General features: G+C 39.7%; 24 protein-coding genes. 16 read left to right on the top strand and 8 right to left on the bottom strand.

The features are described 5' to 3' along the window. Positions 1-84 precede the first annotated feature (84 nt). A complete protein-coding gene (locus IM477_RS00620) occupies positions 85-690 on the bottom strand; it encodes a hypothetical protein (protein WP_287730051.1) in 606 nt (201 codons plus the stop codon). Positions 691-771: 81 nt separating this feature from the next. After that, positions 772-1860 carry an amidohydrolase family protein gene (locus tag IM477_RS00615; protein ID WP_287730050.1) on the bottom strand — a complete coding sequence of 363 codons (1089 nt, stop codon included), beginning with the start codon at positions 1858-1860 and terminating at the stop codon, positions 772-774. Between the two features lie 306 nt (positions 1861-2166). On the opposite strand from IM477_RS00615, the gene IM477_RS00610 reads away from it, so the two are divergent. Then, positions 2167-2421, top strand: a complete 255-nt coding sequence (locus tag IM477_RS00610; protein WP_002738362.1) for a BrnA antitoxin family protein — start codon at positions 2167-2169, stop codon at positions 2419-2421. A gap of 88 nt (positions 2422-2509) precedes the next feature. Here IM477_RS00610 and IM477_RS00605 read toward each other — a convergent pair whose 3' ends face one another. The 5 genes from IM477_RS00605 to IM477_RS00585 form a co-directional block, all read right to left on the bottom strand. Next, positions 2510-2725: a hypothetical protein gene (locus tag IM477_RS00605; RefSeq protein WP_002757627.1), complete on the bottom strand. Its 216-nt coding sequence runs from the start codon at positions 2723-2725 to the stop codon at positions 2510-2512. Then, positions 2722-3048 (bottom strand): DUF4258 domain-containing protein, encoded by a 327-nt coding sequence (locus IM477_RS00600; RefSeq protein ID WP_002766689.1) that lies wholly within the window; start codon positions 3046-3048, stop codon positions 2722-2724. Before IM477_RS00600 ends, IM477_RS00605 begins: the two co-directional genes overlap by 4 nt. Before the next feature lie 361 nt (positions 3049-3409). Next, positions 3410-3625: a PIN domain-containing protein gene (locus tag IM477_RS00595; protein ID WP_287730049.1), complete on the bottom strand. Its 216-nt coding sequence runs from the start codon at positions 3623-3625 to the stop codon at positions 3410-3412. Between the two features lie 70 nt (positions 3626-3695). Beyond that, on the bottom strand, positions 3696-3911 hold the full coding sequence (locus IM477_RS00590; protein WP_287730048.1) for a type II toxin-antitoxin system VapC family toxin: 216 nt from the start codon (positions 3909-3911) through the stop codon (positions 3696-3698). Continuing rightward, entirely contained in the window at positions 3908-4168 is a 261-nt protein-coding gene (locus IM477_RS00585; protein WP_002766683.1) for a hypothetical protein, read from the bottom strand. Before IM477_RS00585 ends, IM477_RS00590 begins: the two co-directional genes overlap by 4 nt. Before the next feature lie 575 nt (positions 4169-4743). Between IM477_RS00585 and IM477_RS00580 the strand changes: the two genes are divergently transcribed. The 9 genes from IM477_RS00580 (at position 4744) to IM477_RS00540 (ending at position 9812) form a co-directional block, all read left to right on the top strand. After that, positions 4744-5475 carry a hypothetical protein gene (locus IM477_RS00580; protein ID WP_149986002.1) on the top strand — a complete coding sequence of 244 codons (732 nt, stop codon included), beginning with the start codon at positions 4744-4746 and terminating at the stop codon, positions 5473-5475. Between the two features lie 223 nt (positions 5476-5698). Beyond that, positions 5699-6424, top strand: a complete 726-nt coding sequence (locus IM477_RS00575) for an endonuclease/exonuclease/phosphatase family protein (protein ID WP_149986003.1) — start codon at positions 5699-5701, stop codon at positions 6422-6424. Between the two features lie 36 nt (positions 6425-6460). Beyond that, positions 6461-7126, top strand: coding sequence for a hypothetical protein (locus IM477_RS00570; RefSeq protein WP_004267886.1), 666 nt, complete (start codon positions 6461-6463; stop codon positions 7124-7126). Between the two features lie 260 nt (positions 7127-7386). After that, positions 7387-7635 carry a BrnT family toxin gene (locus IM477_RS00565; protein ID WP_190359921.1) on the top strand — a complete coding sequence of 83 codons (249 nt, stop codon included), beginning with the start codon at positions 7387-7389 and terminating at the stop codon, positions 7633-7635. Then, on the top strand, positions 7613-7885 hold the full coding sequence (locus IM477_RS00560) for a hypothetical protein (RefSeq protein ID WP_287730043.1): 273 nt from the start codon (positions 7613-7615) through the stop codon (positions 7883-7885). The genes IM477_RS00565 and IM477_RS00560 overlap by 23 nt, the downstream gene beginning before the upstream one ends. Positions 7886-8149: 264 nt before the next feature. Beyond that, positions 8150-8440, top strand: a complete 291-nt coding sequence (locus IM477_RS00555) for a type II toxin-antitoxin system TacA family antitoxin (RefSeq protein WP_002799472.1) — start codon at positions 8150-8152, stop codon at positions 8438-8440. Next, positions 8437-8931 (top strand): GNAT family N-acetyltransferase, encoded by a 495-nt coding sequence (locus tag IM477_RS00550; protein WP_052276780.1) that lies wholly within the window; start codon positions 8437-8439, stop codon positions 8929-8931. The genes IM477_RS00555 and IM477_RS00550 overlap by 4 nt, the downstream gene beginning before the upstream one ends. A 234-nt stretch (positions 8932-9165) precedes the next feature. Then, on the top strand, positions 9166-9510 hold the full coding sequence (locus IM477_RS00545; RefSeq protein ID WP_004163940.1) for a type II toxin-antitoxin system RelE/ParE family toxin: 345 nt from the start codon (positions 9166-9168) through the stop codon (positions 9508-9510). Positions 9511-9512: 2 nt separating this feature from the next. After that, positions 9513-9812 (top strand): helix-turn-helix domain-containing protein, encoded by a 300-nt coding sequence (locus tag IM477_RS00540; protein WP_004163939.1) that lies wholly within the window; start codon positions 9513-9515, stop codon positions 9810-9812. Positions 9813-9846: 34 nt separating this feature from the next. On the opposite strand, the gene IM477_RS00535 is transcribed toward IM477_RS00540, so the two are convergent. Then, on the bottom strand, positions 9847-12144 hold the full coding sequence (locus tag IM477_RS00535) for a TOMM precursor leader peptide-binding protein (protein WP_287730040.1): 2298 nt from the start codon (positions 12142-12144) through the stop codon (positions 9847-9849). Between the two features lie 590 nt (positions 12145-12734). Here IM477_RS00535 and IM477_RS00530 point away from each other — a divergent pair. The 6 genes from IM477_RS00530 (at position 12735) to IM477_RS00505 (ending at position 14957) form a co-directional block, all read left to right on the top strand. Then, on the top strand, positions 12735-13082 hold the full coding sequence (locus tag IM477_RS00530; protein WP_287660709.1) for a rubredoxin: 348 nt from the start codon (positions 12735-12737) through the stop codon (positions 13080-13082). A 106-nt stretch (positions 13083-13188) separates the two neighbouring features. Then, on the top strand, positions 13189-14181 hold the full coding sequence (locus IM477_RS00525; protein ID WP_287730037.1) for a photosynthesis system II assembly factor Ycf48: 993 nt from the start codon (positions 13189-13191) through the stop codon (positions 14179-14181). A 78-nt stretch (positions 14182-14259) separates the two neighbouring features. After that, complete coding sequence (gene psbE / locus IM477_RS00520) at positions 14260-14505, top strand: cytochrome b559 subunit alpha (RefSeq protein WP_002749269.1); 246 nt, start codon at positions 14260-14262, stop codon at positions 14503-14505. A gap of 25 nt (positions 14506-14530) precedes the next feature. Further along, positions 14531-14665, top strand: coding sequence for a cytochrome b559 subunit beta (gene psbF, locus IM477_RS00515; protein WP_002736175.1), 135 nt, complete (start codon positions 14531-14533; stop codon positions 14663-14665). A 10-nt stretch (positions 14666-14675) separates the two neighbouring features. Next, complete coding sequence (gene psbL / locus IM477_RS00510; RefSeq protein WP_002735805.1) at positions 14676-14795, top strand: photosystem II reaction center protein PsbL; 120 nt, start codon at positions 14676-14678, stop codon at positions 14793-14795. A 42-nt stretch (positions 14796-14837) separates the two neighbouring features. Then, positions 14838-14957, top strand: coding sequence for a photosystem II reaction center protein J (locus IM477_RS00505; protein ID WP_002736108.1), 120 nt, complete (start codon positions 14838-14840; stop codon positions 14955-14957). Positions 14958-15311: the final 354 nt, after the last annotated feature.

The raw sequence follows: 15311 nt of genomic DNA, 5'->3' as shown, positions 1-15311 counted from the left end.
AACCCATTAAGCCATAGGATAAGCCCATGTTTAAAGTTTAACACTTATTCTATGGCTAGGCTAGGTCTTGTGATGGGTATTTAATTAGGTACAAGTTGTTGGAAGATAAGGAACCGGTGGAAAGGGATCGCTAGCTGTTTCCTGTGGGTTGTTCACATCTACCTTGCTTGTTAACCATGCACGCGGGACATCATCTAAATTAACATTCTCGTCACTGGGTTTGGGAGGATAGGGCAATGTCATAATAAAGAAAGGCCCTTTTTGTTCTAGAGAAGGTTGAGGAATTTCTTGGAGACTTCCTTCAAAGGTATCCCATTTGACCTGGATGAGAAAATAGTCGATTTCTTCCTGATCAAAAATTGCTCCAAAACTATTATCGGGAAACCAAGATTCTAACAAATCTCCTTTTTTTCCTGTTAGTAAATCTACCATGTCTATATAGGTCGGACTTTGGCGTTGAAAATCATTGTTCTTAAAGTCGAGAAATATCCGCCGTATTTGTTTGGAATTTTCATGTTCTAGCCAAGAAATAGCTACGAGTTGAGACAATTTTTTGCACTGTTTTACAATTCGATTATAATAGTTCTTTGTAGTCTTTACCCCATCTGAATCTGAGGCACAGGAAGCTTTATTGGTATCGGTACTAACAACGAAGCTGTGTAATTGCTTGAGACTTTGAGATGTAATCATGAGCAGAAACTCCTTTGATTTGAAGATTTGTTGAAACAATAGAGACGCTAAATGATGGCTAAACTCCGTAAAAAAATTTCTTTAAGATGCTAAACCATAAAATCGTTGAGGATTTTCCCAAACGATTTTTTTAACTATCTCCTGAGATAAGTTGTCTTCAAGTCCTATAACTTTTTTTACCCCATCAGCCTGATGATCCATGTGAGGATAATCAGACCCGAAGATTAAGTTATCAGAACCGATAAAATCAATGACCTGAGCCAAACAAGGTTCAGAGGGTTCCCCTGCAATGTAACATTGACGGCGGAAATACTCCGATGGTAATAATTTTACCCGATCTTGGACTTCCCAATGTAAATTTTTGTATTCTTCGTCAAGCTTCCATAACCAATAGGGAAGCCAACCACACCCGGACTCTAGAAACGCCACCCTCAGCCTCCGATGACGTTCTAACACCCCCCCTTCAATTAAGGCTAACAGTGCCATCATTTGTTCCATCGGGTGAGAACAAGCATGAAGCGCAAACCGACTATTAAACCGCTCTGCACCCGTGGTGGGTAAGCGGCTATGAGTGCCTTCATGAATTCCTACAGCCATGTCCAAATCCTCGCAGGCCGTCCAAAAGGGTTCATAGGCTGGATCGCTCAAAATTCTGCCTTTAACGGGGTTAGGGCGCAAAAAAACCGCCTTCCAGCCCAAGTTTGCCATGCGGTGTAGCTCTTTGACCATATCTTCGGGATCATGTTGATTGACTGCAGCCACTCCTTTCAGTCTAGCCGGGTCATAGCTACAATATTCTTCATATAACCATGTATTGTAGGCACGGACAAAAGCCCCCATCACTTCAGCAGGTAGGCTATCAATGGCAAATAACCACAGTCCATAGGTAGGATAAATAAAAGCCACATCTATGCCCATTTGTGTCATAGATTGAACATGGGACTCTGGGTTATAGCGATTGAGATAAGCGTGGGGATGAGCTTGCATCATCTGCTTATTCCCTTCTGCTTGGACTTGTGGGGAGATTTTTTGACTAATCGGTTCTCCTTTGATTTTCATGTCAGCAGAAGGGGCAAATTCCCTAAATTTAGGTTCTAGGTATTGTCCCCACATTGCGGGGGGTTCAATGACATGGGAATCAGCATCAATAATTTTGTACCCGTTGAGCATAGCGATTTTTCGGCAATTTTCTACCTAAATTATATTTGATTGGGAAAAAGCGATCCCTTTTTTGCTGCTTTTTTTTCATCCCCTAAAACTCCATGGATTGATTGGGTTAAACTTGATACAACACTTTATTAAACTTAACGAATGGAAGCGATTGAATTTAAAATGATTCTTCATCATGGCACAGTTGTCATTCCCCCTGAATATTCCTCTAAGTGGGAAGGTAAGGCGATCCGTGTGATACTTTGCGGGGTGAAGTCATTCGCTTGATTTCTGCTCGTCGTGCTACAAAACAAGAGAGAAAAACTTATGAGAAAGGAATATGATTTTTCTAAAGGAAAACGAGGGGCGCTCATTTCCTCTCAGGGAAAAACACGCATTACCATTTATCTAGATGATGAGATTCTAGCTTATTTTCGAGAACAGGCTGAAACCGCAGGAATGGGTTATCAAACCCTAATTAATGAGGCTTTAAAACAATATATCCAATCTCCTTCTGAGCGATCGCTCACTCAGTCCGATTTACGCCGTATTCTTCGGGAAGAATTATCAGCCCTCCAATAATGTTGCTTGTGATAGTTAAAAGTTAGGCGATCGCTGTCTGTTTTCAAGGATTGCGATCGCTTTTTAATTTTTTCTTGTCAAAGTTTAGTTAAACGGTAAGAGGGGTAATTTTGTAAAGATGTGCTAAATTAGAAGCTTTTTGTAGATCACCTTGACGAAGGGCTTCCCGGACATCATCTAATTTTTGAGCGTCTTCTAATGATAAATAGGGCGACCATCCTTCGGGAGTCTCAATCAGTTCGACTTCCACTTCAGCCATGTACTCTCCAATGTGGATGAGTTTAATGTGAGGCTTTTTTGTCATAGTTTTCTCCTTGTAAAATCACTTGACCAACGTGCTGGATCAGGTCTATAGGCAGTGACTAGAACAGCAGGCGATTCGGTATTCTTGGCTATACCCCAAACCACATGAACGGGTTTACCCTGACTATCTTTCTGTAAGACTAGCACACAACGCCCTTTAGGATATTCCGGGTAATCTTCGAGAATGACAGCTTCTCTAATACCCGTTATCACATCCCTTACCAGAATACCGTCATTTGCTAGTTCATCGTAGCCATGGGCTGATATTTTGACTTGCCCACGGGAAAGTAAAGCCAGAACTAATTGGAAGGTTATACTCATCATCCAATAATAGCATCTCTTTATTCAAGGAAGAAGGCGATCGCTGTCTGTTTTCAAGAATTGCGATCGCTTTTTTATGCTTTCTTTTCATTCTCTGAAAACGCTACCAATCAATTGATTGGGTTAAACTTGATATGACACTTTATAAAGCTTAACGAATGGAAGCAATTGAATTTAAGACGATTCTCCATCATGGTACAGTTGTCATTCCCCCTGAATATTCCTCTGAGTGGGAAGGTAAGTATATTTGTGTAGAAGATGCTAATGTCCGATAGGATTTTTCTCAATACGAATATCTTAATCCATGGATATTCTCAGGATGAGCCAGATAACCCAATCAACAAACCTCTTTATTAATTTTAGGTTAAGGAATAACTTCAAAAGATAGCTTGCCTTGAAATCGGTAGATATAGAAATCTGTATCTAAAGTAAAAATCAGCCTTTGATTAAGAGCTTCTGCTGCCGCTACTAAGGAAGCATCTGCTAAATCCATTGGTACATCTCGATATTGTTCCATCAAGAAACGCATTCTTTGAATGTCTGATGATTCAAAAGAATATATAGCGTTTCCTGTTCGCAAGAGGTACATTATCGATGTTGAAAAGCTTAATTAGCAAAGGTTTAACTGTGCCACACAGGTGTGAGAACCGCTATAATGATAAATCTTGATTTTCTAAATAACTCCATAAAGCCTTTTGTCCGAGCCAACCCACATCCCTTCCCAGTAAATACATCCCTTCGACAAAGCATGGCCATGTGGTCATCAGAGGAGGTTGTAAAAAGGGTAAAACAGCAACACAGCGTTGATGGTTATTGTCGCTTCGACTTAGTAAGGCAATAAGCGCAGAAGCATCACACAAAATCAAGACAAGTCCCCTCTTTTTAGCTGTTTTTCCTGCATTAAATCGGCAAATTTTTCTCCTGTGTGGGTAGAAAGGTCTGGGGAAACCCCTTCAATGATACCCACTTTTCCCTTAAGGACTTCAGCGAGGGAGTTACTAGAGGGTATCTTTTCTTCGTCTGATACAGAATCAAGTACAGTTAGCCTAACTCTTCGCCCTTTTAGTTCAGAAGCATAGGCGGCAATTTCTTCCCAAGTTCCTTCGTAAATTGATTGTGCCATGAGAATGATACTTGTTTAAACAGTAATACTCATCATCTAATCATAGCATCTCTTTATTCAAGGAAGAAGGCGATCGCTGTCTGTTTTCAAGGATTGCGATCGCTTTTTTGCTGCCTTCTTTTCATCCCCTAAAACCGCTACAAGTCAGAGTTTAAAAGGGTTTTGAGAATTTTAGATGCCATATTAATTCATTAGTTCTACTTTCAGGGATGAGGGAGTCATACCATAAAGTGACCCTTTGAATCTAATATAAATCTAATATAAATCTAATATAAATCTAATATTCTGCTCAAAAAAACCTATTAGAAAAGTATTAATTTTAGAGATTGCCATTACTCAAAATAAAACTTATTCTGGTATCAAAGGTGATTGAAGAAATCACTTTTAACTCAAAAGACAAGACATTTTGCTTATAGCATTATGGCTAATCTAAAAAATTCAGAAATGGATTTTTGAGAGTGTTTTAGCGGTGTAGAGACAAAAGACGGAAGTTGATTGATCATTAATTCAACTTAGAAGTCTAAAATTGTTTCTAAAAAATCAAATTAACTCAAATCCAAAATAAGGAGAAAACCATGCCTAACTATACACTTGATCTTGCGATTGATTCTGATAGCTTAAAGATTCTCAAGGCCGCACAACTAAAAATCACGATAGCAAAACCTGTGGGTGGATCAAGTCCTAATGTAACTTGGCTAGTCTTCGATCCCTTTCAAGGAAATAAAGTTGAATGGGAAGAGCAATATAGCATTTATGCCTCCCCCAACCAAGTCATACAAAATGGTGCAGTGATTACGCGGTTAAGTGAAACAGATTTTCCTGCTAATGATGCCGCTTATTATTCTTTTGACTCTACTGCAACATTTCAAGGACCATTTACAGGTTCAGGTGCGCCTCCGAGTGGGTCATATAAAGTTGTCAACAATATGCCAAATACTCAGTATCCAGCCTTAACTTTTGGCTTACAACAAAAAGCATCTATTAATGGCAGCGGGATTAACCCATCACCGCTTAATGCGGCAGTCGTTCCCGCAGCATTAAATGCTACTTTTACACCCCTAACGACTGTTTATGTTTGGCTACAAGCCTCCTATACATCTGGAACTGTTATTACACAAGTAAATGGAAATGCAACAATCGTGACGTTTGGAGGCTCTGTCACTGAAAAATCCCTCGTATATAATCCAGCCACAGGAACCTTTATTCCATCCTCTGGGGGAAATGTGACGGCTTTAGCTAGTTTTGCGGCTTTAGCTAGTTTTGATGATCCCGATGTCAAAATATTAAAACAAGCAGGCGTTTACTAATGCCAGAAAAGGCATAAAAGCCGTGTAATAAATTATTGCCAAACCTATGAAGTTATAAATACTTCTACTCTTTCTCTTCTAGGTTTGGTTTACTGTCCCAATTTACCCAGTTTCTTGAACCATACATTCTAGCTTCTCAATAGAAGTTAAAAAGCAAGAAGCCGAATCTAAAAGCTAAGACCATAGACTATCAATCATTTTGAACTGTAAATTAGGAGTAATTATGCGTGTCGTCACTTGGAATATGCAAGGAGCAACGGGAGGCGGTGAAAGTAAATGGAATGCAGATGTTAAACGACTCTTTCTGCAAGCAGGAGTTAACGTAGCTTGCTTACAAGAGTCTGGCAATCCTCCACCATCGGCTGTACCAGCAGCAGCACCAGGTTGGTTGCCCGGTTTTGCGCCCCCAGTCGGTTTGAACGGAGCTTATCTTTTGTGGAATCTTGGCACTTCTAGCCGACCTTTTAATGTCTATATTATCTGGATTGAAACAGATGCTACAGGACATCGAAATAATGTAGCTGTTGCCTCTGTATTGCCCCCTTTGAATTTAATCTATATTCCCAATCCACTGGGGGGTAGACCAGCCATTGGGATGCGCCTTTTGTATGGTCCAGCAGGAAACGCAGACATTTTTAGTCTTCACGCCTTTTCAGGTAATGGCAATGATGGACCTGGACTACTTGCTAATATAAATCTTACAGGTGGCTCTTGGTTTGCGGCTGGAGATTATAATTGTGACCCAACCCAATGGGGTCTGCCTGGAAGTGGCTCTCCTAAAATTGTTCCTCCTGGAACAGCTTATTGTCCTCATAATCCAGTTCCTACTCATCCTGGTAGCGGAACAAACTTAGACTATGCTTTTAAAAATCCGGGACCAGGAGTTATTGGTACGGTACTTGACAATTTTATTGTGTCAGATCACTATCCTGTTATCTACGATTTCTAAAAAGCGAAAAGTTAATGGTCGATTTTTCTTTAACTAATGGTCGATTTTTCTTTAACGCTCTCAATTAATTCTGATGATCTAAAAATTATTAAAGCGGCAACGTTAAGAATTACGTTAGCAAAACTCGTTAATTTTGAGATTAATGTTGGAGAATCTATGGCAATATCAAGTTTTACTGCCTCCTTGATTTGGCTAGTTTTTGAGCCATTTCCATATAATAATATTACCTGGAATGAAGAGTATTCAATTTATTGCTCATCTCAGTTTGAATTAACCAAAGGAACTGTTATCTCAAAAATTAGTCAGACTGATTATCCTGCTATTGATGCTAGTTATTATTCATTCACATCCAATGGGTTATTTGACGGACCCTTTACTGATTCTAACTCTCCTCCTTCTGGAGCTTATAAAGTTAATAACAATATGCCAAATACTCAGTATCCAGCCTTAACTTTTGGGTTACAGCAAAAAGCATCTATTAATGGTCAAAATATTCCACAGTCTCCACTAAATGCCTCAGTTGTTCCCTCTACTTATCCTATAACTTTTGCTCCATCTAATATTGTCTATGTTTGGTTACAAACTCCTCTAAGCTCTGGAACTGTTATTTCAAAGCTACCTGAAAAATTTACAGAAGTTACATTTCAAGATAATCCTATTAAGCAACTTCAATATGATTCATCAACAGGGAGTTTTATTTAAGTGCGATCGCCCCTTCTTCTAGATTAGGTTGAAACAACAAAACCCAACACTATTTAAGGTGTGTTACTGCGGTGACATACCTTTTATCTATCAGTGCGATCGCTTATATATCTCTCTATTGGTCAAACTTTGGCAAGACGCGATCGCACTGGAAAAATTGTTATTCCGCCATCAGGATATGCTACAATGCGGGATATTTCAGTTGGCAAAGTGGCAATGATTTGGAACTAGCATTTGAATAGGATAAACAGAAAGCAAAAATAAATCAAAGAAAACATAACATTTCTTTTGAAGAAGCATCCACCGTATTTGATGATCCCTTAGCTGTAAATTTCGATGATCCTGACCATTCTACAGGAGAGAATCGCTATCTTATAATAGGTTTATCAGATCAAAGTAAATTTCTATTTGTTTCTTATACGGATCGTGATCATAAAATTCGTTTAATTAGTGCAAGATTAGTTACACCCAAAGAAAGGAGATATTATGAACGAGAAAATCCAAGATGAATTAGAAGATGACTTGCGAGAAGAATATGATTTAAGTCAACTTAAAAATCCTGTTCGCGGAAAATATTACCAACAGTATCGGGAAAGTCATAGCGCTACTATTCATCATGAAGATGGAACAAAAACGGTTGAACATTTTCCAGCGCAAAATGATGTAATTATTCTTGATCCTGATGTTAAAAAGTATTTTCCTAATTCGGAATCCGTTAATGCTACTTTAAGAAGTTTAATTAAATTAATTCCTCAATAATAGTGCGATGCCTACGGCACTGCACAGCAGCACGCCCCTTCTTCTCGATTAGTTTGAAACAACGAAACCCAACAGTATTTAAGGTGTGTTACTGCGGTGACATACCTTTTACCTATCAGTTATAATGGAAAGGTTTGAAGCCTAGACTTTCATCAAATGATGCTCATCTCTCTGAAAAATCCTGGTATCGTATCGTACATAGTGTAATGTCGTTGTCACTACATTATGTTAAAATAATTAAGTTTGGAATTACACACCCATCTTATGAGTAGTAAAACAAAAAGTAAGACTCCGCGTAATACCCTAAATTTGCGAATTAAGCCAGAAGAACGCAATTTGATCGATATGGCAGCCAAAGTGCAAGGTAAGAATAGAACTGATTTTATTTTGGAAGCCGCGCGGAATGCTGCGGAGGAAACTTTGCTCGAACGTACTATTTTTTTGGCTAGTCCAGAGGCTTATGCAGAATTTATCGCACTTCTAGATGCACCACCTCAACCTAATGAACGTTTACGCAAAACCATGCAGACGCTCGCACCTTGGGAGAAGGAATGAATTTGACACCACCTGAACCTCTGGCTAGTTATCACTCAATCACTGATTTTTCCTGCGGAATTACTTCTCTTGATGATTGGTTGAAGCGTCGAGCTTATGCTAATCAAGCCAGTGGTGCAACTAGAACTTTTGTTACCTGCGTTGACAATAGGGTAGTTGGGTATTACGCCCTTGCTTCCGGGGCGATTAGTATACAATCAGCTAATGGTAAATTTCGGCGGAATATGCCTAACCCAATTCCAGTGGTAATTTTGGCACGATTGGCAGTAGATACTTCTTCCCAAGGTCAAGGTTTAGGATGCGGTTTATTTCGTGATGGTGCGCTACGGGTTGTTAAAGCGGCTGATACCATTGGTATTCGGGGAATTATTGTTCATGCTATTTCAGAAGAAGCTAAGAATTTTTATTTGGCTTTAGGTTTTGATGTGTCTCCTCTTGAACCGATGACGTTGATGATTACTCTTAATGATTTACGCGCTTGTATTGCTTAGTGCGCTACAGGGGCAACACGGGGTCAACCACAGGGGGTTTGCCCCTACAGGTACGTTTAAGTCCAGAATAACTTTGCTTATGGCCTCATGAACGAGATATTTGCCCTGATACACTTTACTTAGATTCAGTTAAACTAAAATGATCATCATCTTGCTTGTCAACTAACGAACAATTGACAAACTGATGATCATATTATACTAAATTAGGTATCAACCTTAATCATTAACCCCAACATGGGAGATAAACCCATTTACTGGATTGGGACGTCAAGGGAAGATATTAGAGATTTTCCTGAAGACGCAAAGCGTAAAGCAGGTTTTCAACTGAGAGCTATTCAACAAGGAGAGAAACCCAATGATTTTAAACCCATTCCCATTATTGGTCAAGGAACAGAAGAAATTAGAATTTGGACAGGAGAAACCTACAGAATCTTTTATGTGGCAAGGTTTAAAGAAGCAATTTATGTCCTTCATGCTTTCGGTAAAAAAACACAGAAAACCTCGAAAAAAGAAATTGAATTGGGACAAAAACGTTATCAACAAATGATTCAATTTAGACAACAATTACAGGAGGGATAACCATGACACAATCTAACCCTATTGAGATCACTTTTGGTAGCGATAACATCTTTGAAGATTTAGGATTTAACAGTGAAGAAGCAACTAACTTAAAAATTAGAGCCGATTTGATGTTAACCTTGCGGTCTTTTATCCAAGAAAAAAGATGGACACAGCAAGAAGCCGCCACTTTTTTCGAGGAAACACAACCGAAAATTAGTGATTTAATGAATGGAGAAATTAGCCGTTTTACTGTTGATAAATTACTCAGTCTTTTAGATAAAACGGGAATAAAAGTTAAACTCGAAATCTTCACCAAGTAACTTAAAATCATCAACAATTGACCATGAACAAGCGTTACATCCACATGGGAAAAGGATTTAATTCATCTTCCGTTAAAGCTTCTTTTAACCATCCCATGCTAACAGGAACATCATACAATCTTCCTGTCCCTAAACGCTTCCACATATGACGCATTCCGGGGACAATGACTTTAGCCACCCTTAAACCAATATCAGGACGAGTCTGATCTAATACTAACATTTCCATCCCCTTTGACTCAACAATTCGCTGACACAATTTAACATCCTCTAATAAATCATCACTGGCTAATTGTAAATAATCATGACTTTTTTTCGGTATTATTTTACTATCTGGAACTAAATAAGATTGATTGCTTAACCTTGCCGTTTGCCACCATTTAACCGCCAAAGGATCCGCAGAAGGATTATAAATCGTTGTCCCATCGTCCTTAAACGATAACACATTCGGTAAGATTTGATTAACCTCCGTTAACGCTCGACTAATAGCAATTTTCGGGTCAAAATGCGCCCCATACCCTAACAAAATGTCCTCCACTTCCCGCTCCTTTCTCGGACTAATAGCGGCAAAACAAGGGATATTCAAATCACTGGTAATATCTAACACCCATAGCTCCCGATTTAACCCCTCATAATATTGCTTTAATTGCTCAAAATATGGCTCATTAAAGCTCTCTAAATTAACGGAAGGTTTAACTAATTGATTATACCACCATAAAGCCACACAATCCCGTTCCACTAACTCCATAAACCCTTGTAAAATCGCTTCTTCTATCGTATTTCCTGCGGCGCAGCCATTAGAATCAGCCCAACAATCTAAGGGTTCAGATTGAGAATAACCATAATAACAATATCCCGTCGGTAAATACTTAAAATCTTGAGCAGTTAAAGACCATACAGGAGTCCAATCAATGATTCTAGTTTCATCAAAAGGTTCAGGGACTTTTTGAAACCATCCTTGATTCTTCCCATTCCATTCTTCTCGATGTTGATATTGTTTTTCACTAAAATTCATACATTTGTTAGGATGAATAGCTTTATCTCCTAACTCTTGATAACTCGCTTCTTCTTTGATTTCATTTCCTTGAAAAACCCCCGAATAGCGCTCAATAGCTTCACAAAATCCACTTGCTTTTGCTTGACTATCTGTACGGCCTTTTCCCGCACTTCTACCTCCAATATTTTGCCGTAAACTGTCTAAATCATCAAAGACACTACGAAAATGATGTTTAGCTACATAAGTATGAACTAAAGCATTCCCTTGTATCTTATTTAATTCTCGCACAATTCCCGTAATAGGACCGATATGATGTTGATAGGTTCTTAAGGTTTCTTCAGGAGAACAAAAACGATGTCCCCCATCACTGGTAAAAGCCTTTTTCCGATGTCCCAAAACCACAGGTAAAGGTGTTTTATTTAGAGAATATCCACAACTAGGACAGTTCGGACGTTTAACTAAAATATGCTCTTGAAATTGTAAATTTAAAGTATCATAAGTCATTAGCATTCCTTCTAAACGTTGATTTTTACCTTGAATAATCCACTTAAAAACCTCCATAGCCGTCAGATTTAAAACCGTCTGTATTGTCGCCGAAGAAAATCCTAAAGGAGAAATTAAAGAAATCTTATTTTCTCTCTGTCTAATGATAAATTCCTCCACGGGACGATTATCTCGTAACCGTTGAGCCAAACAATGCCAACAACCAGTTTTATCGGTATCAAATAAGGGACCAATCCAGGCTAGGTTTCCCAGGGGATTAACTAATAACCAAGGCTTTTGCGAGACTAAAGCTTGTTGATTAATACTATCTAAATCAGGATGAAGATAATTATCGGTTAAAATAATGGTTAAATCCCCTTCATCTGCGACTTGAACTTGCAAGGAATTGAAAATATTGATCAAATCTTGCTGGGGAATTAAGCCTAGGGTTTTAACCGTAACCTTGAGAGATTGTAATCGTTCAAAAGCTTGGGCTTGAGAAACCTGAAGATGATGGCATAAAATTGCTAAATTAGACGGCAATAATTCTTGTTTTTCTAACAAAAAACCTCGTTTATATAACTGAAAAATCGCTTTTTGAATTGCCAGGCTATAATTAACAATAACTGCGAAGAAATTAGCATTATTGGGATTGATTTCCTGATTTTGTAAAAATTCTAACTGAAGAATATCAATAATTTCATCAAGATTACGTTGACCATCAATTAATCTTACCAAACGATAATAAAGCGGCTCTTGGAAACAGATTGATTCTCGCTCAGATAGAAAAAATACCGTATTTGGTTCTAAGGTTTCAATTGAGTAGGCAGGATTCCAATCAAGCTGGTTGAACACAATTTTTACTCTCTTTTTAAGGGATAGTTAAGGTTGATTATATACCTATAATATAAGGTTGATAGCAGTTATCTTAATAGTGAGGTGCGAAGTTTTCGTTTTGGGGAACAGGGAGGGAGCAGCCCATTTATGCCAAAATATAAAAGCGATCGCTAAAAGTGATTAAATTTATTCAATATGATACCAAATCCGCTTTTAATAGCATGATTAACTCCCAATCCAACTTTAAAAACCCAGTTATGGATTGTTTCCCCCTGCTCCGCAGCTCCGGCACTCCCCACTCTCCTCTACCTTTTAAACAGGATTTGCTATCAGACCCCTAATTTCTTCCCTGCCTGAAATTTCTCAATTTCTCGGAATAAATTTGAGTACCAAAATCAGGGTAAATAGCCCAAATATCAACTTAAGAAAGTTTTAATAGACATTTAAGCCCTAATAGATTAATCTTACTTTTTTTAAAGCCGATATGCTGCCTCGCTAATCCTTTTAAGACTTGAAAACTTGGTATTCTGTCAGGGGTTGGCCGTGAGAGGGGTCAATTTTCAAGGATAATTTGTAACAGAGTGTTGAAAATTCCTTTAATCTTAGTCATGAGCGATCGCCCACCAGAACTAACTCTAGCCGACCAGGCCCCTGCCAACCACGAATGTCGCTCCTGCGGCTACGTTTACGACCCCAGCAAGGGAGATGGTAAAACCAACATTCCCGCCGGAACCCTCTTCGAGGAATTGCCAGAAACGTGGCGCTGTCCCGTGTGTGGTGTGCGTCGTTCCCAATTTATCAACATCGGAGCTAAAGATGCTCCTTCGGGATTCCAAGAAAATCTTAGCTATGGTTTTGGAGTCAACCGTCTCACTCCTGCACAAAAAAATATTTTGATTTTCGGGGCTTTAGCGCTAGGATTTGTTTTCTTTATTAGTTTGTATGGTTTAAACTAACTCAAGCACTCATTATCTTTAATCTAACGGCTCTTATGAGCCTGTAACCAATCGGGTACAAACCCTAATCCGTCCCGATTCCTTGACCAATACCTCTGAACCATTGATGAGAAAACTGAAACAATTCGTAATAGTTCTAGCTGTAGCCTTTTTCTGCTTTAGCTGTAGTAGTGTGCCATCCCTGAGCAGTAGTCCTTGGCAAATCCTCACCCTCGACACTGACTCCACTTTTGCCGATATCGCCTTTACCGACGACCTGCAGCACGGTTGGTTAGTGGGAACCAAATCTACCCTCTTTGAAACCACCGATGGGGGGGACAGCTGGCAGCAAAAAGTCCTCAACCTTGGCGACGAAAAAGTTAGCTTTAGCGCCGTCAGTTTCCACGACCAAGAGGGTTGGATTGTCGGTAAACCCTCAATTCTTCTCCATAGCGAAGACGGGGGCAGCAGCTGGTCCCGTATTCCCTTAAGTGAAAAATTACCCGGTTCCCCCTACGGAATTATCGCCCTTAACGACAAAACCGCCGAAATGGTCACGGATTTAGGCGCTATCTACCGCACCAAAGACGGGGGCAAAACTTGGCAAGCTTTAGTGGAAGGTGCTGTGGGTGTGGCCCGGACAATTGTTCGTTCCCATGATGGTAAATACGTGGCCGTTTCCGCACGCGGGAACTTTTATTCCACTTGGGAACCGGGGTCAACAGAATGGCAACCCCACAATCGTCTTTCTTCCCGCCGCTTACAAAAAGTCGGTTATGGTGAAAAAGGGGAACTGTGGGCCCTGGCCCGGGGTGGTCAACTACAATTTACTAGCCCCAATGATCTCGATACATGGGAAGATAAGGTATTCCCAGAGTTTTCCACCAGTTGGGGACTTTTGGACCTCAACTACCGCAGCCCCGAAGAAATTTGGGTCGCTGGTGGTAGCGGCAATCTCTTGGTCAGTCATGACAGCGGCCAATCTTGGCAAAAAGATCGCGCTGTGGAAAGTGTCCCCTCCAATCTCTATCGAATTGTTTTTATCAATTCCGACAAGGGTTTTGTCTTGGGACAAAATGGGGTTTTACTGAAATATAATCCCCCTAGCGAACCGGCCTAAAACTTGTCTCAGGGTCAAGAAAGTCTCTATTATAGAGATTGAATTTTTCAAGTCCTATCATTCCGAGGAGAACCGTCCATGTCAGGTAGTACCGGCGAACGTCCTTTTGGCGATATCGTTACCAGTATTCGTTACTGGATTATCCATAGCATCACCATCCCCATGCTGTTTATCGCAGGTTGGTTATTCGTGAGTACCGGTTTAGCTTACGATGTTTTTGGCACTCCCCGTCCCGATGAGTATTACACTCAAGAGCGTCAAGAATTACCGATCATTAATGATCGCTTTGAGGCCAAAAATCAAATCGAGCAGTTTAATCAGTAGTTTACTTTAATTAAGGATAAAAACAATGGCTAGTGGTAATCCCAATCAACCCATTTCTTACCCCATTTTCACCGTTCGCTGGTTGGCAGTTCATACCTTAGCGGTTCCCACTGTCTTCTTTATCGGTGCGATTGCGGCAATGCAGTTTATTCAACGCTAGGAGAACAATTATGGAAAGAACACCTAATCCGAATCGGCAAGCCGTCGAGTTAAATCGTACTTCTCTTTACCTAGGTTTACTCCTAGTTGCTGTCTTGGGAATTTTATTTTCCAGCTATTTCTTTAACTAATTAGTCCCGATTCATTGTCATCGCAATTAGGAGGTGTTATTCATGTTCGCAGAAGGTCGTATTCCTTTGTGGTTAGTCGCCACCATCGCCGGTTTAGGCGTTATCGCTGTGCTTGGTCTTTTCTTCTACGGAGCTTACGCTGGTTTAGGTTCCTCTATGTAATTCCATTACGGGTAATTTCCCCCAGCAAAAAGCCGTTAGTTATTTCTCTAACTAGCGGTTTTTTCAGTATTCGGTTAAAAGTAAAGCTCGATCGAACTTTATACTAATACTAAATCCGTTGAGTAACGCACAGAAAACGGGTTTCTCGGAGAAACCCGTTTTCTACTCATGTGCCTCTTGCCTCTCCTGATATGTAGCCTATACTCAACGGATTTGGTATTAGTCTCACGTTTGCAGGAGAGCTAATAATTAACAAAAAAAGGAGTCAAAGACTTGACTCCTTTAGTTAGGGTTTGCTGAATAATGGTAAAACCCTTTTAAAATAAGGCTTTTGACCTGTTAAAATCCGATGTT

Source organism: Microcystis sp. M090S1 (assembly GCF_020246295.1).
GTDB lineage: Bacteria > Cyanobacteriota > Cyanobacteriia > Cyanobacteriales > Microcystaceae > Microcystis > Microcystis aeruginosa.
Note: the sequence above shows the minus strand (reverse complement) of the source record. Positions and strands in the feature narration are given on the sequence as shown.